17 protein-coding genes are annotated in these 19,386 nt (G+C 71.9%); 12 read left to right on the top strand and 5 right to left on the bottom strand.

Features of this window, described 5'->3' with window-relative positions; genetic code table 11:
* Positions 1-5 precede the first annotated feature (5 nt).
* From paaD to AC3RX0_RS12725, 9 genes are all read left to right on the top strand, one after another.
* Positions 6-551: a 1,2-phenylacetyl-CoA epoxidase subunit PaaD gene (gene paaD / locus AC3RX0_RS12765; RefSeq protein ID WP_491506858.1), complete on the top strand. Its 546-nt coding sequence runs from the start codon at positions 6-8 to the stop codon at positions 549-551.
* A complete protein-coding gene (paaE, locus tag AC3RX0_RS12760) occupies positions 551-1,750 on the top strand; it encodes a 1,2-phenylacetyl-CoA epoxidase subunit PaaE (protein WP_491506379.1) in 1,200 nt (399 codons plus the stop codon). The genes paaD and paaE overlap by 1 nt, the downstream gene beginning before the upstream one ends.
* Positions 1,751-1,771: 21 nt before the next feature.
* Positions 1,772-2,542: an enoyl-CoA hydratase/isomerase family protein gene (locus AC3RX0_RS12755; protein WP_491506378.1), complete on the top strand. Its 771-nt coding sequence runs from the start codon at positions 1,772-1,774 to the stop codon at positions 2,540-2,542.
* A 117-nt stretch (positions 2,543-2,659) separates the two neighbouring features.
* The gene (locus tag AC3RX0_RS12750; protein ID WP_491506377.1) at positions 2,660-3,298 is read left to right on the top strand and encodes a TetR/AcrR family transcriptional regulator; all 639 of its coding nucleotides are present in this window, start codon (positions 2,660-2,662) and stop codon (positions 3,296-3,298) included.
* A 1-nt stretch (position 3,299) separates the two neighbouring features.
* A complete protein-coding gene (locus AC3RX0_RS12745) occupies positions 3,300-5,033 on the top strand; it encodes an ABC transporter ATP-binding protein (RefSeq protein ID WP_491506376.1) in 1,734 nt (577 codons plus the stop codon).
* Positions 5,030-7,048: an ABC transporter ATP-binding protein gene (locus AC3RX0_RS12740; RefSeq protein ID WP_491506375.1), complete on the top strand. Its 2,019-nt coding sequence runs from the start codon at positions 5,030-5,032 to the stop codon at positions 7,046-7,048. The genes AC3RX0_RS12745 and AC3RX0_RS12740 overlap by 4 nt, the downstream gene beginning before the upstream one ends.
* Before the next feature lie 58 nt (positions 7,049-7,106).
* Positions 7,107-7,901 carry a PP2C family protein-serine/threonine phosphatase gene (locus tag AC3RX0_RS12735; RefSeq protein ID WP_491506374.1) on the top strand — a complete coding sequence of 265 codons (795 nt, stop codon included), beginning with the start codon at positions 7,107-7,109 and terminating at the stop codon, positions 7,899-7,901.
* A 68-nt stretch (positions 7,902-7,969) separates the two neighbouring features.
* On the top strand, positions 7,970-8,383 hold the full coding sequence (locus AC3RX0_RS12730) for a hypothetical protein (RefSeq protein ID WP_491506373.1): 414 nt from the start codon (positions 7,970-7,972) through the stop codon (positions 8,381-8,383).
* Positions 8,377-10,881 carry an FtsK/SpoIIIE domain-containing protein gene (locus AC3RX0_RS12725; protein ID WP_491506372.1) on the top strand — a complete coding sequence of 835 codons (2,505 nt, stop codon included), beginning with the start codon at positions 8,377-8,379 and terminating at the stop codon, positions 10,879-10,881. Before AC3RX0_RS12730 ends, AC3RX0_RS12725 begins: the two co-directional genes overlap by 7 nt.
* A gap of 265 nt (positions 10,882-11,146) precedes the next feature.
* On the opposite strand, the gene ald is transcribed toward AC3RX0_RS12725, so the two are convergent.
* Positions 11,147-12,262 carry an alanine dehydrogenase gene (gene ald / locus AC3RX0_RS12720; RefSeq protein WP_491506371.1) on the bottom strand — a complete coding sequence of 372 codons (1,116 nt, stop codon included), beginning with the start codon at positions 12,260-12,262 and terminating at the stop codon, positions 11,147-11,149.
* Positions 12,263-12,313: 51 nt separating this feature from the next.
* Entirely contained in the window at positions 12,314-13,303 is a 990-nt protein-coding gene (locus AC3RX0_RS12715; protein ID WP_491506370.1) for an asparaginase, read from the bottom strand.
* A 44-nt stretch (positions 13,304-13,347) separates the two neighbouring features.
* Between AC3RX0_RS12715 and AC3RX0_RS12710 the strand changes: the two genes are divergently transcribed.
* Complete coding sequence (locus tag AC3RX0_RS12710; protein WP_491506369.1) at positions 13,348-13,842, top strand: OsmC family protein; 495 nt, start codon at positions 13,348-13,350, stop codon at positions 13,840-13,842.
* Here the strand turns inward: AC3RX0_RS12710 and AC3RX0_RS12705 are convergent.
* A complete protein-coding gene (locus tag AC3RX0_RS12705; RefSeq protein ID WP_491506368.1) occupies positions 13,811-14,560 on the bottom strand; it encodes a lysophospholipid acyltransferase family protein in 750 nt (249 codons plus the stop codon). The two genes, AC3RX0_RS12710 and AC3RX0_RS12705, sit on opposite strands and share 32 nt — an antisense overlap.
* A 163-nt stretch (positions 14,561-14,723) precedes the next feature.
* On the opposite strand from AC3RX0_RS12705, the gene AC3RX0_RS12700 reads away from it, so the two are divergent.
* The gene (locus tag AC3RX0_RS12700; protein WP_491506367.1) at positions 14,724-15,671 is read left to right on the top strand and encodes an FKBP-type peptidyl-prolyl cis-trans isomerase; all 948 of its coding nucleotides are present in this window, start codon (positions 14,724-14,726) and stop codon (positions 15,669-15,671) included.
* A gap of 30 nt (positions 15,672-15,701) precedes the next feature.
* Positions 15,702-16,784: a 1-deoxy-D-xylulose-5-phosphate reductoisomerase gene (gene dxr, locus AC3RX0_RS12695; protein ID WP_491506366.1), complete on the top strand. Its 1,083-nt coding sequence runs from the start codon at positions 15,702-15,704 to the stop codon at positions 16,782-16,784.
* A gap of 34 nt (positions 16,785-16,818) precedes the next feature.
* Here dxr and AC3RX0_RS12690 read toward each other — a convergent pair whose 3' ends face one another.
* Positions 16,819-18,471, bottom strand: a complete 1,653-nt coding sequence (locus AC3RX0_RS12690) for a Mur ligase family protein (protein WP_491506365.1) — start codon at positions 18,469-18,471, stop codon at positions 16,819-16,821.
* 159 nt (positions 18,472-18,630) lie between these two features.
* Positions 18,631-19,311 (bottom strand): DUF1775 domain-containing protein, encoded by a 681-nt coding sequence (locus AC3RX0_RS12685; protein WP_491506364.1) that lies wholly within the window; start codon positions 19,309-19,311, stop codon positions 18,631-18,633.
* Positions 19,312-19,386: the final 75 nt, after the last annotated feature.

Below are 19,386 nucleotides of genomic sequence, written 5' to 3'. Positions count from 1 at the left end.
AGGCGGTGCTCGGGCCGTGGAACGAGCAGACCGTCCGACGCGCGCCGGATGCCGTTGGTGCGGGCGCGGCTCAGACCGACGTCGAGCGTGCGTGGGCTGCGGCATCCACCGTCTGCGACCCCGAGCTTCCGGTGCTGACCATCGCCGACCTCGGCGTGCTGCGCGACGTGCGCGTCGACGGCTCGACGGTGACCGTGGTCATCACGCCGACGTATTCGGGCTGCCCGATGATGGAGGTCATGGCCCGCGACGTCGCCGCCGCCGTACGCGAGGCCGGGTTCGCCGACGTGGACGTGCGCACCGTGCTCGCCCCCGCCTGGACCACGGACTGGCTCAGCGCCGAGGGCAGGCGCAAGCTCGAGGAGTTCGGCATCGCACCGCCCACCGGCGTCCGTCCCACCCGGCCCGTGCTCGGCGGACTGCACGTGCGCTGCCCGCACTGCCGGTCATTGAACACCCGCGAGATCTCGCACTTCGGCTCCACCGCATGCAAGGCGCTGTACGAATGCCGCGCGTGCCTCGAGCCGTTCGACTACGTCAAGGCGCATTGATGGACGAGTCCGTGCAGCATGCCGCCCCCGCAACGGCGACCGAGACCGCGTCCGACGCCGAGCGGCTCGCCGGGGCGTTCCTGGCCGGCGCCGTGGGCGGACCCGCCCCGCGCCACCGCGCCCGGTTCCACACCCTGACGGTGTCGGAGGTGCGCGCGCTCACCGACGACGCCGTCGAGGTCACGTTCGCCGTCCCCGACCAGCTGCTCCCCGACTACGAGTACCTGGCCGGTCAGCACGTCGCGCTGCGGGTGCAGCTGGAGGGCGACGAGCTGCGCCGCTCGTACTCGCTGTGCCGCCCACCCGCCGACGGCCGGCTGAGCGTCGCGATCAAGCGCGACCTCGGGGGACGGTTCTCGACGTGGGCGCAGACCGAGCTGCACCCCGGCGACGTGCTGGACGTGATGAGCCCCCAGGGCTCGTTCACCTCGCGCCTCGAAGACCTCGACGGCCGACACCTCGTCGGCATCGCCGCCGGGTCCGGCATCACCCCGCTGATGGCGCTGGCCACCACGGTGCTCGCCCGGTCGCAGACGTCTCGGTTCACGCTCATCTACACCAACCGGTCGCGCTCGGACGTCATGTTCCTCGACGATCTGGCCGACCTCAAGGACCGCTACCCGTCGCGCCTCGCGCTGCACCACGTGCTCTCGCGCGAGCAGCGCACGGCGCCGCTGCTGTCGGGCCGGATCGACGAGCAGAAGCTGCGCACCATGCTCGATGTGCTCGTGCCCCCGAGCACGGTCGACGAGTGGTTCCTGTGCGGTCCGTTCGAGCTCGTGCAGCTGTGCCGCGACACCTTGACCGACCTGGGCGTGGACCGCCGGCACATCCGCCACGAGCTGTTCACGACCGGCGAGCCGGGGCAGGTGATGCCGAACGCTGCGCGCCCCGTCGTGGTCCGCACCGACGAGCCGGTCTGCCATATCCGGTTCACGCTGGAGGGGCAGTCGGCGACCGTCGACAGCCCGCGCAGCGCCCATGAGACGATCCTGAACGCCGCCCTCCGGGTGCGCTCGGACGTGCCGTTCGCCTGCGCCGGCGGCGTGTGCGGAACGTGCCGTGCGCGCCTGGTCGAAGGCGACGTGCGGATGACCGAGAACTACGCGCTCGAGCCCGACGAGCTCGAGCGAGGCTATATCCTGACGTGTCAGTCGCACCCCACCACCGATGCCGTGGTCGTCGACTACGACGTGTAGCCGACCTGTGAAGGAGCAGCCGTGATCGACCTGACCATCGCCGACGGTGTCGCCGAGATCGTGCTGAACGCTCCCGACAAGCTCAACGCGCTCGACGAGAGCGGCCTGCGCGAACTGGACGCCGCATACGCCGACGCCGAGCAGTCCGGCGTGCGTGCGCTGCTGCTGCGCGGCGAGGGGCGCGCGTTCTGCGCCGGCCGCGACATCTCGCACGTGGATCCCGCGACCGACGATGTGCCCGGCTATCTCGATGAGCTGCTCACGCCGCTGCTTCGGCGCATGGCGTCGTTCCCGGCCCCGACCTTCGCCGCCGCACAGGGCGCGTGCCTGGGCGTCGGGCTCGGGCTGCTGATCGCGACCGACGTCGTCTATGTCGCCGACACCGCCAAGATCGGTTCGCCGTTCGCCGCTCTCGGCGCCACCCTCGATTCCGGCGGGCATGCGCTGTTCGTGCAGCGGCTCGGCGCGCACAAGACCCTCGATCTGGTCTACACCGGCCGGCTCATGACGGGGGAGGAGGCCGCCTCCTCGGGGCTGTTCTCACAGGTGTTCCCCGCCGATCGCGTGCAGGACGCGGCATCCAGCGCCGTCCGCCGGGCCGCGCAGGGAGCGACCGCGGCATTCCTGGCCAGCAAGATGATCGTCATGCGGCTGCGCGACGAGCGCATGAGCCTGTGGCAGACCATGGCGGCCGAGGCACTCGCTCAGACGCAGCTGTCGCAGACCGAGGACTACCGGGAGGGGTTCGCCGCCTTCCAGCAGAAGCGGCAGCCGCGATTCCAGGGCCGCTGAGGCATCGTTCGCCCAGAGCGAACGGGCCGACCAGCGTGCCTGTCGACGCGGCGGTTCGCTGAGAGCGCACGCTTCGGATATTGCGGAGTGAGTGCTCACTCATTACGCTCTGTACCCGTGGACCAGACCGATGTCTCCGACGTCCCGGCTATCGTCGATGCCGGCGAGGCCGATCAGGCGCGCACTCGCGCCGAGCCGATGCCGCCCGATCAGCGGCGTGCGATGATCGCCGAGCAGGCGGTCCCGCTGTTCCTCGAGCACGGCTCGGCCCTCACCACACGGCAGCTCGCCGAGCACCTCGGCATCGCCGAGGGCACGATCTTCCGCGCTTTCGGCGACAAGGATTCGATCGTGCGCGCCGTCGTCGAGACGTTCTTCGCCCAGTCGCGTGCGCGGATGGCCGAAGGGCTCGTGGATCCCTCGCTGCCGCTGGAGGAGAAGGTCGCGATCCTCGTGCGCGGCACCCGCATGTGGACGCAGAAGATGATGCGGATGCTGTCGCTCGTGCCGCGAGAGGACATCCGGTCGTTCTTCGCCGCCGGACGCGACGACGCGTACCGCACGGCCGTGGCGGCGGTCTTCGCTCCCGACGCCGATGAGCTGACCATCGACGTCGACCGGATGGGCGCGATCCTGCGCATGGCGGGGATGGCGGCCAACGCCGCGCGATTCGACGAGCACGCCGGGTTCACCGACGACGAGCTCGTCGGGTTCATCCTGTACGGCATCGCGGGCCGGCCCCGCGGAAAGGACTGACATGCTGGGCAGACTCCTCGTGCGCTACCTGCGCCCCGGCTGGCCGCTGATCGTCGGCGTGCTGGTCTTCCAGCTCGCGCAGGCCCTGGCATCCCTCTGGCTGCCGACCTTGCAGGCCGACATCATCGACGACGGCGTGCTCAAGGGCGACATCGACTTCATCTGGCGCACCGGCGGCGTCATGCTGCTGATCAGTCTCGGCCAGATCCTGTGCGCGATCACGGCGGTGTACTTCGGCTCGCGTCTGGCGATGGGGATGGGCCGCGATCTGCGCGGCGATCTGTTCCGACGCGTGGTCGCCTTCTCGCAGCGCGAGGTGGGCCAGTTCGGGGCGCCGTCGCTGATCACCCGCAACACGAACGACGTGCAGCAGGTGCAGATGCTGGTGCAGATGTCGGCGACGCTCATGGTGTCGGCCCCGATGCTCGCGATCGGCGGCGTGATCTTCGCGATCCGGCAGGATGTCGGACTGTCGTGGCTGATGGCCGTCTCGGTGCCGGTGCTGCTGATCATCGTCTCGCTGGTCGTCGTGCGGATGGTGCCCGCGTTCCGGGCCATGCAACGGCGCATCGACCGCGTCAACCAGATCATGCGCGAGCAGCTGACCGGCATCCGCGTCGTGCGCGCGTTCGTGCGCGAGCGCGAGGAGCGCGCACGGTTCGAGAGGGCCAGCGGCGAGGTCATGGAGTCGGGCGTGCGCGCCGGCAACCTGATGGCGATCATGTTCCCGGCGGTGATGGTCGTGCTGAACGTGACCAGCGCCGCCGTGATCTGGTTCGGCGCGTTCCAGGTGCAGGACGGCGACGCCCAGATCGGCACGCTCTTCGCGTTCCTGACCTACATGATGCAGATCCTCATGGGCGTCATGATGGCCACGTTCATGTTCGTGATGATCCCGCGCGCTGCAGTCTGCGCGAACCGCATCGGCGAGGTCCTCGAGACCGAGCCGTCGGTGGCCGCGCCGGCAGAACCCGCCGAGGCGCCCGTGCCTGCGGGCCGCGTCGTGTTCGACCGCGTCGGGTTCACCTACCCGGGTGCCGACGAGGCCGTGCTGCACGACATCTCGTTCACCGTCGAGCCCGGCACCACCACGGCGATCATCGGGTCGACCGGCTCGGGCAAGACCACGCTCGTGGGCCTGGTCGCCCGCCTGTTCGACGTCACCGCCGGCGCGGTCGTCGTCGACGGGGTGGACGTGCGCGAGTACGACCCCGACGAGCTGTGGCGCCGCACGGCGCTCGTGCAGCAGAAGGCGTTCCTGTTCTCGGGCACGATCGCCTCGAACCTGCGCTACGGCGACGCCGAGGCCACCGATGAGCAGCTGTGGGAGGCGCTCGAGATCGCCCAGGCCGATGATTTCGTCGCGGCGATGCCCGAGGGGCTGGAGGCGCCCATCGCGCAGGGCGGCACGAACGTGTCGGGCGGGCAGCGCCAGCGCCTGTCGATCGCCCGCGCGCTCGCGCACCGACCCGAGGTGTTCATCTTCGACGACTCGTTCTCAGCACTCGACCTGCGCACCGACGCCGACCTGCGCCGGGCCCTCGACGAGCGCGTGCCCGACGCCACGCGCATCGTCGTGGCCCAGCGCGTCTCGACGATCCAGCACGCCGACCAGATCGTCGTGCTCGACCATGGCCGCCTCGTCGGGCTCGGCACGCACGATGAGCTCGTCGAGACGTGCGAGACCTACCGCGAGATCGTGGATTCGCAGCTCTCGGCACAGGAGGCGGCATGAGCACTCCCACCAGGCAGCGCGGCCACGGCCCGATGGGCCGCGGCATGATGGCGCCCACCCAGAAGGCGCAGAACTTCGGCCCCAGCGCGATGCGGCTGCTGCGGATGCTGCGGCCCGACGCCCTGTGGCTCGCCTTCGTCGTCCTGCTCGGGGCCCTCAGCGTCGCCCTGAGCGTCACCGGGCCGAAGCTGCTCGGCGAGGCCACGAACGTCGTGGTCGCGGGGTTCGTCTCGCTGCAGTTCAAGGATCTGCCGCCCGGGGTCACCAAGACGCAGATCCTCGACCAGCTGCAGTCGAACGGTCAGGGGCAGGTCGCCGACATGCTGCGCAGCATGGACTTCACCCCCGGCGCCGGCATCGACTTCGGGCACCTCGCCTGGCTCATCGGCGCCGTGCTGACGATCTACATCGTCTCGGCGGTGTTCATGTGGATCCAGGGGCGCATCCTGAACATCGTCGTCCAGCGGGCGATGCACCGCCTGCGCATGCGGGTCGAAGACAAGCTGCATCGGCTGCCGCTGTCGTACTACGACCGCATGCAGCGCGGCGAGCTGCTCAGCCGCGTCACCAACGACGTCGACAACATCGGCCAGACCCTGCAGCAGAGCATGTCGCAGGTCGTGATCTCGCTGCTGACGGTCGTGGGCGTGCTGATCATGATGTTCACGATCTCGCCGCTGCTGGCCGTGATCGCCGTGGTCACGATCCCCCTGACGATCGTCGTGACCGTCGTGGTGGCCAAGCGTTCGCAGAAGATGTTCGTCGCGCAGTGGGGCGCCACCGGCGTGCTCAACGCCCGCGTCGAAGAGACGTTCTCCGGCCACGCGATCGTGAAGATCTACGGCCATCAGCGCGACGTCGAGGCGGACTTCGCCCGCGAGAACGAGACCGTCTACCGGGCGAGCTTCGGCGCGCAGTTCGTGTCGGGCATCATCATGCCGGCGATGATGTTCGTCGGAAACCTCGTGTACGTCGCGATCGCCGTGGTCGGCGGCATCCAGATCGCCGACGGCCTCATCTCGGTCGGCGGCGTGCAGGCGTTCATCCAGTATTCGCGGCAGTTCACGCAGCCGCTGAGCCAGCTGGGGTCGATGGCGAACCTGCTGCAGTCCGGCGTGGCCAGCGCCGAGCGCGTGTTCGAGCTGCTCGACGAGGCCGAAGAGACGCCCGACCCCGACGACGCCGAGACCGTGCCGTCCGAGGCGAGCACGCTCGTGTTCGACGATGTCGCGTTCCGCTACCTGCCCGACAAGCCGCTGATCGACGATCTGAACCTGGCAGCGCGTCCCGGCAGCACGGTCGCGATCGTGGGGCCGACCGGCGCCGGCAAGACCACCCTCGTGAACCTCATCATGCGGTTCTACGACGTCGACGAGGGCGTGATCAGCCTGGACGGTGTCGACACCCGCCGTATGACGCGCGCCGACCTGCGTGCGCGCACCGGCATGGTGCTGCAGGACACGTGGCTGTTCGCCGGGACGATCCGCGAGAACATCGCGTACGGGCGGCCCGAGGCATCCGACGGAGAGATCGTGGATGCCGCGACCGCCGCCTACGTCGACCGCTTCGTGCACGCCCTGCCGGACGGCTACGACACCGTGCTGGACGACGAGGCGACGAACCTGTCGATGGGCGAGCGCCAGCTCGTCACCATCGCGCGGGCGTTCCTGGCCGACCCGCGGATCCTGATCCTGGACGAGGCCACCAGCTCCGTCGACACCCGCACCGAGCTGCTGATCCAGCGCGCCATGTCGCGGCTCCGCGCCGACCGCACGTCGTTCGTGATCGCGCATCGGCTCTCGACGATCCGCGACGCCGATCTCATCCTCGTGATGGAGGACGGCCACATCGTCGAACAGGGCCCGCACGACGCGCTGCTGGCGGCCAAGGGCGCGTACTGGCGGCTGTACAACGCGCAGTTCGAGGCGCCGGTGCTCGACACGGGCGCGCCGCCCATTCCGACCGGGGCCGTGCCGGTCGTGGCGGACGAGGATGCCGCGGACGGCGTCAACTAGTATGTCAACGTCGCCGGCTGCTCCAGGCGGCGCAAGCCACCCCCAGGGAGGACACGGCGTGCCCGACGTGCTCACACGGTTCCACACGGTCGAACTGCCCGCAGGATCCGTCGACCTGGCATGGGCGGCGGTGACCGACGTCGGCCGCCGTCGCGAGGTGAATCAGGACGCGATGCTCGCGGAGTACCCGCTGTACGTCGTGGCGGACGGCATGGGCGGCCACATCGGCGGCGAGATCGCCAGCAGCAGCACGATCGACCGGCTGCGTCCGCTCGCCGAGGCCGGCGACGTGTCGGCCAAGACGATCGAGAAGGCGCTCGGGCGGGCCGTGAAAGACATCGCGTCACACCCCGACACCACCGACGACGGCACCGGCACGACCGTCACCGGCGTCTACTTCGAGACCACGCACGGCGACCCGCACTGGGTGACCCTGAACATCGGCGACTCGCGCGTGTACCTCGTGCGCGACGGCGAGATCGTGCAGATCACGACCGACCACTCCGTCGTGCAGGAGCTCATCGCTGCCGGGCGGCTGAGCCCCAAAGAGGCCGAGAACCATCCGTACGGCAACGTGATCACCCGCGCGGTCGGGCCGTCCGACAGCGTCAAACCCGACTACGTGCGCCTGGACCTGGTCGACGGCGACCGGTTCGTGATCTGCTCGGACGGGCTGACCAAGGAGCTCACGGACTACGGCATCCAGCACTTCCTGGCCGAGCACTCCGACCCGGGCGAGGCCGTGTCGGCCATGCTCGAGGCCGCCTTGAACAACGGCGGCCGCGACAACATCACGATCGTCGTGCTCGACGTCGCCGTGCACGGCGAGGTCTCCTCCCCAGACGAGGACTGACCCCGACTTCTGCACAGATCGGCTCGGGCCGCCTCGGCCGGACGGCGGACCGGCGTTGACTGGACGTCATGCGCCGATCCGACCTCTCCGCACCGCCGACCGCGCTCGACGAACGCACGAAACGCTCGCTGCCGGCTCCGCTCGATGCGCCGTCGGTCGACCCGCTCGACGCGCCGCTGCGGCTGCCCGATCCGCCCTCGCCGCCGCGCCGCGGCGCGCTGCCGCTCGTGGCCTCGGCGGTCCCGATCGCGGGCGCCGTCGTGCTCTGGGCGGTCACCGGCACCGCGATGATGCTGTGGTTCGCGGCGCTGGGACCTGCGATCGCCGCCGCGTCTTCGTCGACGGCGCGCGGGCGGCACGCGCCACGCGGCGACGCGGGGCGCAGGAGGCGGCCGGGGCGCAGCGGCGGGTGGCCGCCGTCGTGCAGTCGCGACACGAGCGGGAGCGCCGACACGCCTGGGCGCGGCATCCGGACGTGCTGACCCTCACCGGCGCCGACGCCCGTTCCGGCGACGTGTGGCGAGGCGGCTCGGATCGACGCGGCTCAGGGCGCGGCGAGCATCTGGTCGTGGGGCGCGGCGTCGTGCGCAGCGTGGTCCGCGTGGACGGCGGCGGCGACGATGCCGCGTCGGCCGCCCTGGCCCGGTCGGCGGCCGTGCTCGACGACGCGCCGATCATCGTGCCGGCGGATGCCGGGATCGCGGTGTGCGGTCCCGAGGGGCTCGCGCGGGCGGTGGTGCGGGCGCTGGCGATGCAGGCGTGCCTCGTGGCGCCGCCCGACCGCCTGCGGGTGGCACCGGAGTCGCTCGCGAGCGCCGAGCCGTGGGTCTCGCGGCTTCCGCACGCGCAGGGCGGGCCGCTGGCGCGCACGCTTGTGCTGTGCGAGCCGGGGATGCCGGTGCCGGCCGGCGACGTCGTGATCGCGCGAGTCGACCCCGGCCAGGCACCGCCGCCCGGCTGCGCCGCCGTGATCACCCTCACCGGGGTCGATCGCGCCCGCATGGACCACGACGGCACGAGCCGCGACATCCGCCTCGAGGGCATCAGCCTCGATCAGGCCGAGGGACTCGCCACGGCTCTGGCGGCGCGCGCCGAGGCGGTGTACGGGTCGCCCGGGCACGACGGCGTCCTCGCCCTCGACGATCTGCTCACCGGGCCGGCCGAGCTCGGCGCGCGCGATCTGCGGGTGCGGATCGGTCGCGAGCACGGGGCGGGCTTCGATGTCGACCTGGTCGAGGACGGGCCGCACGCGCTCGTGGCCGGCATGACCGGGGCGGGCAAGAGCGAGCTGCTCACGAGCTGGATCACGGCGCTGTGCGCCCGGTTCGCCACGCAGCAGGTCACGTTCCTTCTGGCCGATTTCAAGGGCGGCACCGCGTTCGATCGCCTCGAGGCGCTGCCTCACGTGACGGGTGTGATCACGGATCTGGATGCCGGGGGAGCGCGCCGGGCGCTGCAGAGTCTGCGCGCCGAGCTGCGCCGGCGCGAGGCCGAGATCGTGCGGGCCGGGGCGCGGGACGTGACCGGCACCCGTCTGCCGCGTCTGGTGATCGTGGTGGACGAGTACGCCGCGCTCACGTGGGCCCACCCCGAGCTCGACGCCGTGTTCACCGACATCGCCGCGCGCGGTCGCGCCCTGGGTATGCACTTGATCCTCGGAACGCAGCGGGCGACGGGGACGTTCCGCGAAGCGCTGCTGGCCAACTGTCCGCTGCGGATCGGTCTGCGCGTGGCCGACCCCGCCGACAGCCGTGCGCTCATCGGCACCGATGCCGCCGCGTCGCTGTCGGGGGATCCGCGCCGCCGCGGGACGGCACTCGTGCGACGGGCGGCGGACGACGCCCCGCACACCGTGCGCGTCGCGCTGTCGTCGCAGGTTCTCGTGCAGCGGGTCGCGGATGAGGCGCGCGGCCCGGTGCCGCATCCCACGTGGCTGCCCCCGTTGCCCGACCGCGTGACGCTGGTCGAGGCATCCCGCATCGCATCCGAGGACGGCGCGATCGTGCTCGGAATCGCCGACGACCCCGAGCACCAGAGACGGGTACCGGCGGTGCTTCCGCTCGCAGAGCGCGGGCTGTGCGCGATCGGCGCGGCCGGATCGGGGCGGACGGCGCTGCTGGAGACGATCGCCGCGCAGACGCCGGACCCGGTCTGGATCCCGCGTGATCTCGAGGCCGCGTGGGACGTCGTGTGCCGGCTCGCGGATGACCCGCCGGCGCCCGGGCGGATCGTGCTGGCCGACGACCTGGACGCGCTCCTGACCCGGTTTCCGCCCGAATACGCGCAGGCGGTCGCCGACCGGTTCGAACGCCTCGTGCATGTGGCGGGCGCCGGCGGGCCGCGGGTCGTGATCTCGACGCAGCGGATGGCGGGCGCCGTGGGCCGACTCGCCGAGCTGATCCCGCGTCGCGTGCTCCTGCGCGGCGTGAGCCGGGCCGACCTGGCCGCCGCGGGCGGGACGCCCGCCGACGCCGACGACCGGATGCCGCGGGGCCGCGCGATGATCGACGGCCGCGCGGTGCAAGTCGCGCTGCCGCCCCGGCCCCGGCCCTCCGCGTCGACGGCGATCGAACGGTGGACGCCGAGCGCGCCGCTGACCGGCGTGGTCACCCGCAGCGCGCACATGCGCCGCGCTGTGGAGGATTCGGCGCTTGTCGTAGGGGCCCGCGTGTGCGGCCTCGACGGGGTCGCCGTGCCGGGCTCCGGCGGCGACCCGGACCTGGCGACGCCGGCCGAGGACGGGCGGCTGGTCGTGGTCGGCGACGGCGAGCAGTGGCAGCGGTCCTGGCAGACCCTGCAGGCCGTGCGGGCGGGCAACGATCTGCTCGTCGACGCCGCGTGCGCGGCCGACTACCGACTGCTGACCGGTGACCGGGAGCTGCCGCCGTACTGCGTGCCCGGCCGCGGCCGCGCCTGGATCATGCGCGCCGGCGCGCCCGTCGAGCGCGTCCGACTCGGCGGGGACGCCGGCCCGCGCTGAGCGCGCTCGCCGAGTGCGTGCCCCGCTGACCGGCTCGCTCGCCGGGCTCCTGCTGACCTGCTGGTGCTGCAGATTCCTGCTGATGCGCCAGGAGAACTCTGGCGCATCAGCAGGGAACTGGCGCATCAGGAGAATGGATGCCGCATCAGCAGCATGCTGCAGCATTTCGGCGGACACGCCGGCGAGATCATACGGCGGCACGCCGGTGGATCGTTCGGCGGGCACGCCGGGACGGCCGAAGGTCCAGCGGCCGGGACTGGGCGGGCTACGCGAGGGCGTCGGCCAGGGCCACCGCCTCCAGGTCGTGCGCAGCGGCGACGCCCGCGTTGGCGACGCCGCCGCCGACCGTATTCAGCCCGGCGGCCAGCGACGCGTCGGCGCGCAGGGCATCCTTCCAGCCGAGACGGGCGACCTGGCGGATGTACGGCAGTGTGGCGTTGGTCAGCGCCGAGGTCGACGTGTTCGGCACCGCGCCCGGCATGTTCGCCACGCAGTAGAACACGCTGCCGTGCACCGAGAACGTCGGCGCGTCGTGCGTGGTCGGGTGCGTGTCTTCGAAGCAGCCGCCCTGGTCCACCGCGATGTCGACGAGCACCGTACCGGGCCGCATGCGCGACACCATGTCGTTCGTGACGAGCTTGGGCGCCTTCGCCCCCGGGATCAGCACCGACCCGATCACCAGGTCGCTGTCGACCACGGCGCGGTCGAGGTCGAGGGGGTTGGATGCCGCGGTCTTGACGCGCCCCTGGAAGTGGTCGTCGAGGAACCGCAGGCGTGCGACGTTCGTATCGAACACGGTCACGTCGGCGCCCATGCCCGCCGCGATCACGGCCGAGTTGGCGCCCGCGACGCCGCCGCCGATGACCGTGACCCGCGCCGGCCGTGTGCCCGGCACGCCCGACATCAGCAGTCCGAGGCCGCCGGCCGAGCGCATCAGGGTGCTCGCACCCACGATCGGCGCAAGCCGACCAGCGACCTCGCTCATCGGCGCCAGCAGCGGCAGCGATCGGCTGGGCAGCTGCACGGTCTCGTAGGCGATCGCGGTGACGCGCGCGGCGAGCAGCTCGTCGGTCAGCACGCGATCCGCGGCCAGGTGCAGGTACGTGAAGATCACCAGATCGTCGCGGAAGTACCCGTACTCGCTCGCGATCGGCTCCTTCACCTTCAGCAGCAGCTCGGCGCGCGCCCACACGTCGGCCGCGTCATCGAGCATCGTCGCTCCGGCGGCCTCGTATTCCGCGTCGGGCATGGACGATCCCTCGCCCGCGCCGCGCTGCACGAAGACCTCGTGTCCCGCGGCGACCAGATCGTGCACCCCGGCGGGCGTCAATGCCACGCGGTACTCGTTGTTCTTCACCTCGGTGGGGACGCTGATCCTCATCGTGTTCCTTTCCGCTCCTGGTGGGAGCTCGTCCGGCTCCGCAGAGCCCGTTCAGAAGGCGGGGCGGATGGCCCCGACATCCCGCCCGCCGCCGGTGACGGCGAGCGGAAGCTGCGACATCGCGTCGGCGACATCCGCGCTCTCGAGCGCGCCCGCGAGCTCGAGCAGACGCAGGCCGACCGCCGCGGTCGCCCGCGACGAGCCGTCGAGCATCTTCAGGGCCATCGTCGTGCCGTTCGGCGCCACCATCACGTGCACGCCTTCCGCGCCGATCTTCGAGAACAGCCCGAGGCGCTCGATCACGATCGTGTCGGGCTGCCCCGGCCCCGCGATCGTCCACGGGTTCGCGCGCACGGCCTGCACGAGCATGCCGGCGTTGCGGTGCAGGGCGAATGGCGAGCTCGTCGACGAGGTGCCGATGCGATGGATCGCCTTGGCGAGCCCGGCCAGTGTCATCGCGAACACCGGGGCGCCGCATCCGTCGATCGCGGTCGCTGCCACCTTCGTGCCGGTGAGCCGCTCGGCGAGCTCTCGCACCTGCAGCTGCAGGGGGTGCGACGGGTCGAGATAGGTCGCGGTGTCCCAGCCCGCGGTGCGGCAGGCCAGCAGCATCGCGGCGTGCTTGCCCGAGCAGTTCATGCGCACCCGTGCCGGCGTCCCGTGATCGCGCAGCATCTCGTCGCGCGTGGCGCCGTCGCTCGGCCAGGCCGCGGGGCATCCCAGGTCGTCCTCGGTCAGGTCGGCGGCGGCGAGGATGTCGCGCACCACCGCGACGTGCCGGTCAGTGCCCGAGTGGCTCGCGGTGGCCAGTGCCAGACGTTCCCCCTCCAGGGGCGCGCCGACGCCCAGGCAGGTGAGGGCCTGGACGGGCTTCAGGCTCGAACGGGGGAGGATGAGGGCTGACGGATCGCCGTACTCGCGGACGACCTCGCCGTCCGGGCCGAGCACGATGGCCGATCCGATGTGCCGGGACTCCACGAAACCGCTGCGTTCGAGGACGGCGAGTTCGGCGGCGGCGGTGGCGGCGAAGGTCTGCGACACGGCTCCCAGCCTAGCGTCGCCGCGACCGGTGCCAGACTGGGGCCATGCTCGGAGAACACCGCTACCGCCTGCGCACGACCTGGACGGGCGATCGGGGCACCGGAACCAGCGGCTACCGCGACTACGACCGGCTCGTCACGATCTCATCCGACGGCAAGCCCGATCTGCTCGCTTCGTCCGACAAGCCGTTCCGCGGCGACCCGCAGCGGTGGAACCCCGAGGACCTCCTGGTCGCCGCGCTGTCCGAGTGCCACCTGCTCTCGTATCTGCACGCGTGCGTGCAGGCCGGCGTCGTGGTCACCGGTTACGAGGACGAGGCCACCGGGCTCATGGTCGAAGACGGGCGCAACGGCGGCTCGTTCGCCGAGGTCGTGCTGCATCCGCGGGTCACGGTGGCCGAGGCATCCATGCTCGACGCGGCGCGTGCGGCGCACGGCCCGGCGCACGAGTGGTGCTTCATCGCACGGTCGGTGAATTTCCCGGTACGGGTGGAGCCCGAGGTGACCGTCAGCGCCGCTCGTGCGGAAGGGCCTGCTTGATGCGCTCCATCGGAGTGTGCGCGGGCACCTCGTTGTAGGCGTGCGCGAGCTCCTGACCGCTGAGGGCGTGGATGGCCGCCATGATCTCGTCGGTCGCGAGGCGCCGCGCACGTCCCGACGTGGCCGGACCGTGCGCGCTCACATCGATCGGCTTGCCGAACGCCACCGACGCGCGGGGGCGCAGCCGGGGGAACCTCGCGCCGACCGGCATGACGGCATCCGTGCCGATCAGACCCACCGGCACCACCGGGGCGCCGGTCTGCAGTGCCAGGAACGCCACGCCGGTGCGCCCCTTGTACAGCCGGCCGTCCAGCGATCGTGTCCCCTCGGGGTACAGGGCGATGGCCTCGCCCGCCTCGAGCAGCTGCTTCTGCTGGTCGAGGGCCTCGAGCGCGGCCTGGCCGGCCCCGCGGCGCACGGGGCTCGCGCCGAGCGCGGTGAAGAACGTCTTCGAGAACCAGCCGTCGAAGTACGTGGCCTTGGCCAGGAACCGCACGTTGCGCGGCGCCGAGACCGGAATCGCGATCGAGTCGATGAACGACAGATGGTTGCTCGCGAAGATCACCGGGCCGGTGCGCGGCACGTTCTCGCGGCCGGTGATATGCGGGCGGTACAGCACGCGGGCCAGGGGCGTCAGGATGAACCGGCCGACCGCGTATGCGAAAGCGACCGACGTGGTCTGCGGGGTCTCGGAGGCGGTGGGTTCCGGTTCTGTCACTTATCCACGGTACTGCCGGGGGCATGCCATCGGGGGAATGAGGTCGCCGGCGCGGACGCTCTCAGGGGCTGTGCCCGAGGCTTTCAGGTGGGACATGAGAAAGTGCGCAAGGATGGGAACTCCGCGCCTTCGCGGCATCCGACTTCACACACTGAGGAATTCCGTGCGTACCCGTCCCGTCATCGCCCTGTCCATCGCCGCACTCGCGGCGCTGTCGCTCGCCGGCTGCGCGGCCTCGGCACCGACCGCCTCGCCGTCGCCGACGACCTCCGCCGCCGCAGACCTGTGCACTGCCAAGGTCGCCTCCGGCACCGCCTCCGACGCCGTGAAGGTCTCGGGCGCCGTCGGCAAAGAGGCCAAGGTCGACTTCAAGAAGCCCCTCGAAGTCAAGGACCTGCAGAGCACCGTGGTCACCGCCGGCAAGGGCGAGAAACTGAAGACCGGCGACCTGGTGCAGTTCGCCCTCACCGAGTACAACGCGAAGACCGGCGCCAAGAACGGCTCGGTCGGCCAGGACCAGGGCGGGCTGCTGCCGCAGGCGGTCTCGGCCGACAGCATCCTGGGCAAGGTCCTCGGCTGCGCCTCGGTGGGCACCCGCGTGGTCGCCACGATCCCCGGCGACGAGTCGAGCCCCGCGAGCATCGATGTCGTCGATGTGATCAAGGTCGTGCCCAACGCCGCCTGGGGCGCTGCAGAGGCGCCCAAGGCCGGCTTCCCGACCGTGAAGCTCGCCGCCGACGGCACACCGTCGGTGAAGATCCCGAAGACCGAGGCGCCCACCGCGTTCGAGAAGGAGACCCTCAAGACGGGCGACGGGGTGAAGGTCGCCAAGGGCGACGCCGTCCTCGTGCAGTACACGGGCGTCTCGTGGACCACGGGCAAGAACTTCGACAAGAGCTGGGGTCGCCAGCCGTTCCCGTTCCAGGTGGGCCAGGGCGTCGTGCAGGGCTTCAGCGACGCGGTGACCGGTGAGACCGTGGGCTCGCAGGTGCTCGCCGTTCTGCCGCCGTCGGTCGCCTACGGCGCGGGCAAGGTCAACGACAAGGACCTCAAGGGCCAGACCCTGGTGTTCGTGATCGACATCCTCGGCGTGCAGCACGGCCAGCAGTAGCCGGCGGGCGGCGCGCAGTACGCTGACGTGATGCGGCGCGTCGTCATCCTCGGTTCCACCGGTTCGATCGGCACCCAGGCGCTGGACGTGATCCGCGCCAACCCGGGGCGTTTCGAGGTGGTGGGGCTGGCGGCCGGGTCGAATCGGGATGCCGTGGCCGCCCAGGCTGCGCAATTCGGCGTGGAGCACACCGCGTTCGGGGCGACCGAGGCCGAGCAGCTGGTGCGCGATGTCGAGGCCGACGTCGTGCTCAACGGGATCACCGGATCGGTGGGACTCGGCCCGACGCTGGCCGCGCTCGAGGCGGGTCGCACGCTCGCCCTCGCCAACAAGGAGTCGCTGATCGTGGGCGGCGAGCTCGTGACCCGGCTGGCCGCACCGGGGCAGATCGTGCCCGTGGACTCGGAGCATTCGGCGATCGCGCAGGCACTGCGCGCGGGCGAGCAGGCCGAGGTCCGCCGGCTCGTGCTGACCGCGTCCGGCGGCCCGTTCCGGGGCAGGGATGCCGCGTCGCTCGGCGACGTCACCCCCGACCAGGCGCTGGCGCACCCCACCTGGACGATGGGCCGGGTGGTCACGACCAACTCGGCGACCCTCGTGAACAAGGGGCTCGAGGTGATCGAGGCGCATGTGCTGTTCGACGTGCCGTACGAGCGCATCGACGTCGTCGTGCACCCGCAGTCGGTCGTGCATTCCATGGTCGAGTTCGCCGACGGGTCGACGATCGCGCAGGCCTCGCCACCCGACATGCGGCTGCCGATCTCGCTCGGGCTGGACTGGCCGCACCGGGTCGCCGGGGTGGGCCGGCCTCTGGACTGGACCGCTGCGACGTCGTGGACGTTCGAGCCGCTCGACGCCGCCGCGTTCCCCGCCGTGGCCCTCGCCAAGCGGGTCGGCCGGGTCGGTGGCACCTATCCTGCGGTCTACAACGCCGCCAACGAGCAGGCCGTCGACGCCTTCCACGACCGGCGGCTGTCGTTCCCCGGCATCGTCGACACGATCCGGCGCGTGGTGGATGCGCACGAGGCGCCCGCCGAGCTCGACCGCGACGCGCTCGCCGAGGCCGAGCGCTGGGCGCGCGCCGAGGCCGACCGCCTGATCGCCGCCGGCTGACGCCGTACTCCTGTGCGCGGCGTCGCGTCGGCCGTCAGGCGGGGCGCTCGGGGTCGGATGCCGGGGTGCTGTCGAGCGGGTAGGGCACGGGCCACACCGGCTCGGGCACGGGCCAGCCGGCGTCGCGCAGCGCGCGGCGGGCGAGCTCGCGCGCCGAGTACGGGGCACGGCGTCCGCGGATGTCGCGGTAGTCCTGGTGTCCGGGCCCGGCCCACAGGATCGCGTCGCCGTCGCCGACGAGCGCCACGGCCTCGCGGATCGCGCGCTCGGGCGGCGAGAACTCGAGGATCTCGGCATCCGGCTGCGCGCGCCGCGCGCCCTCCACCAGGGTCGCGCGGATCGCGTCGGGGTCCTCGAAGCGCGGGTGATGATCGGTGATCACGAGGATGTCGCTGCCCTCGACCGCCGTCCGGCTCATGTCGAACCGCTTGGTCGCGTCGCGGTCGCCGTCGGCGCCGAACAGCATCAGCACCTTGCCGGGGGTGACGTGGCGAATGGCGGCCAGCGTCTTCTCGAACGCATCGGGGGAGTGGCCGAAGTCGACGTACACGGCCGGCCCTGTCGGGCCGGAGACCAGCTGGGTGCGCCCGGGCAGGTACGCCTCGATGCGCCCGCCGTCGAGGACCGCGACCAGGTCGTCCCACGCGTAGCCGCCCTCGAGGATCATGATGATCGCCAGGCCCGCGTTGGCCGCCATGTGGCGCCCGATCGTGGGCACCGCGGTCGTCAGCGACCGTCCGTCGCGGTGGCGCAGCGTGAAGGTCGTGCCGTCCTGCCGCTCCTCGACGATCTCGACGGTCCAGTCCGCGTCGGCGGCGGAGTCGGCGGCGATGGCGGGCGTGATCACGGTCGTGCACGGCACCTCGCAGCGTGCGACCACGTCGGCCCCCGCCGGCGAGTCGAGGCACACCACGGCGCGGCGGGAGCGGTCGGCACGGAACAGCGGCAGCTTGGCGGCGAAGTACTCCTGCATGTCGGCGTAGTCGTCGAGGTGGTCGTGCGACAGGTTCGTGAAGCCGGCGACGTCGAACATCAGGCCGTCGACGCGATGGCGGCTCAGCGCCTGGGCGCTGACCTCGACTGCGACCGCCTGCACGCCGCGCTCGCGCATGAGCGCGAGCAGCGCGTGGAACTCCGACGCCTCGGGGGTCGTCAGCCGAGACACGATCACCTCGCCGGCGATGTGCCGCTCGGCCGTCGACGAGAGCCCGGTGACCACGCCCAGCTGGCCGAGGATCCCCTCCAGCAGGTGCGACACGCTGGTCTTGCCGTTGGTGCCGGTCGTGCCGAACAGCAGCGGCAGGTCGTCGTGCGCGCCGGTGCCGTACACCCACGCGGACAGCTCGCCGAGCATCGCCCGTGGGTCGTCGACCACGACGAGCGGAAGACCGGTGGATGCCGCGAGCTCGGCGCCGCGCGCGTCGGTGATGACCGCGACCGCGCCCTGGCCGGCCGCCGTCGCGGCGAACTCGGCGCCGTGGCGGTTCACGCCCTGGATCGCGACGAACGCCTCGCCGTCGCGCAGGTCGGCGGTCGCGAGGGTGATGCCGGTCAGGGTGATCCCGTCGGCGTCCCCGCGCAGCTCACCGTCGAACCGGGCGGCGAGCGCAGCGAGCGAGCGGATCGGCGGATGCTCGGGCCGAAGGACGGGGGGCAGGTTGGCGGGAGCAGAATCGGCGCTGGTCATGGCGGATCCATCATCTCATCCGACGGCGGCATCCCTCGCCGGTCCGCCTCTCGGTCGTTGAGCGAGGCCGCGCGCAGCGCGACCGAGTCGAAACGACCGCCGCGTCCGCGACCCGTTTCGACTCGACGCGCGCGCCGGACGACCGCGGACGGAGGGCGATCACCCCGCGCGGCGCCGACGGGTGGTGCCGATGATCGCGACGACCAGGGCGGCGACGCCGGCGACCAGGCCTCCGGCGCCGAGCCAGCGCGCGATCGGGTCGGGCTCGGTCGTCGCCGCAGCCGCCGGTGCGTCGGCGTCCGAGGACGCCCCGGTCGCGGCATCCGACCCCTCGGCCTTCGGCCCGACCGTCACGGCGGGCGCCGGAGCGTCGAGGCTCTCGGCGCTCTGGCCGGCTTTGGGCACCTGGCTCCACGAGGTGGCGCCCTTCACACACGTCTGCTCGACGGGGAACGCGAGCGTCTTGCCCTGCGCGGACGAGTCGATGAGCGTGTCGAGGGTGACGGATGCCGCGACCCCGGACTCGATCGGCGTCTCGGCCGTGAACGTGACCGCGGTCGGGGTGCCGTTCTTGCCGAGCGTGCGCTCGATCGACCAGCCGCCTTCGTACACGGGGGTCGCGTTGCCGACCCCGTCCGGGATCGTGATCGTCAGCGCCCGCGTGGGGGAGCCGTCGCAGCCGTGGTGGAACGAGAAGGTCAGGGGCGTCGTGCTGCCGGCTGCCGCCGCGTCGGGTCCGACCTCGACGTGGGCCGAGGCCGCGAGCGGCACCGCCAGGGCGAGCAGCAGGCCGGCGGATGCGCCGGCGACGAGCCGGGCGCGAGGGGAGATACGGGTCATGGACGTTCTTTCGTGTCGATGTCGCGCTGCATGCGCGCGCGGGCACGGAGGGCGCCGCGAAGGACGTGCGGCACC

The sequence above is a fragment of the Microbacterium sp. W1-4-2 genome (assembly GCF_058349885.2).
The sequence above is the reverse complement of the archived record's forward strand: the minus strand, read 5'-3'. Positions and strand labels throughout refer to the sequence as shown.

Bases quoted from the DNA above. Each gene is read 5' to 3' on its own strand.
- paaE (WP_491506379.1), top strand. From the start codon at position 551: ATGGACGAGTCCGTGCAGCATGCCGCCCCCGCAACGGCGACCGAGACC.
- AC3RX0_RS12745 (WP_491506376.1), top strand. From the start codon at position 3,300: ATGCTGGGCAGACTCCTCGTGCGCTACCTGCGCCCCGGCTGGCCGCTG.
- AC3RX0_RS12740 (WP_491506375.1), top strand. From the start codon at position 5,030: ATGAGCACTCCCACCAGGCAGCGCGGCCACGGCCCGATGGGCCGCGGC.
- AC3RX0_RS12730 (WP_491506373.1), top strand. From the start codon at position 7,970: ATGCGCCGATCCGACCTCTCCGCACCGCCGACCGCGCTCGACGAACGC.
- ald (WP_491506371.1), bottom strand. From the start codon at position 12,262: ATGAGGATCAGCGTCCCCACCGAGGTGAAGAACAACGAGTACCGCGTG.
- AC3RX0_RS12710 (WP_491506369.1), top strand. From the start codon at position 13,348: ATGCTCGGAGAACACCGCTACCGCCTGCGCACGACCTGGACGGGCGAT.
- dxr (WP_491506366.1), top strand. From the start codon at position 15,702: ATGCGGCGCGTCGTCATCCTCGGTTCCACCGGTTCGATCGGCACCCAG.
- AC3RX0_RS12690 (WP_491506365.1), bottom strand. From the start codon at position 18,471: ATGACCAGCGCCGATTCTGCTCCCGCCAACCTGCCCCCCGTCCTTCGG.
- AC3RX0_RS12685 (WP_491506364.1), bottom strand. From the start codon at position 19,311: ATGACCCGTATCTCCCCTCGCGCCCGGCTCGTCGCCGGCGCATCCGCC.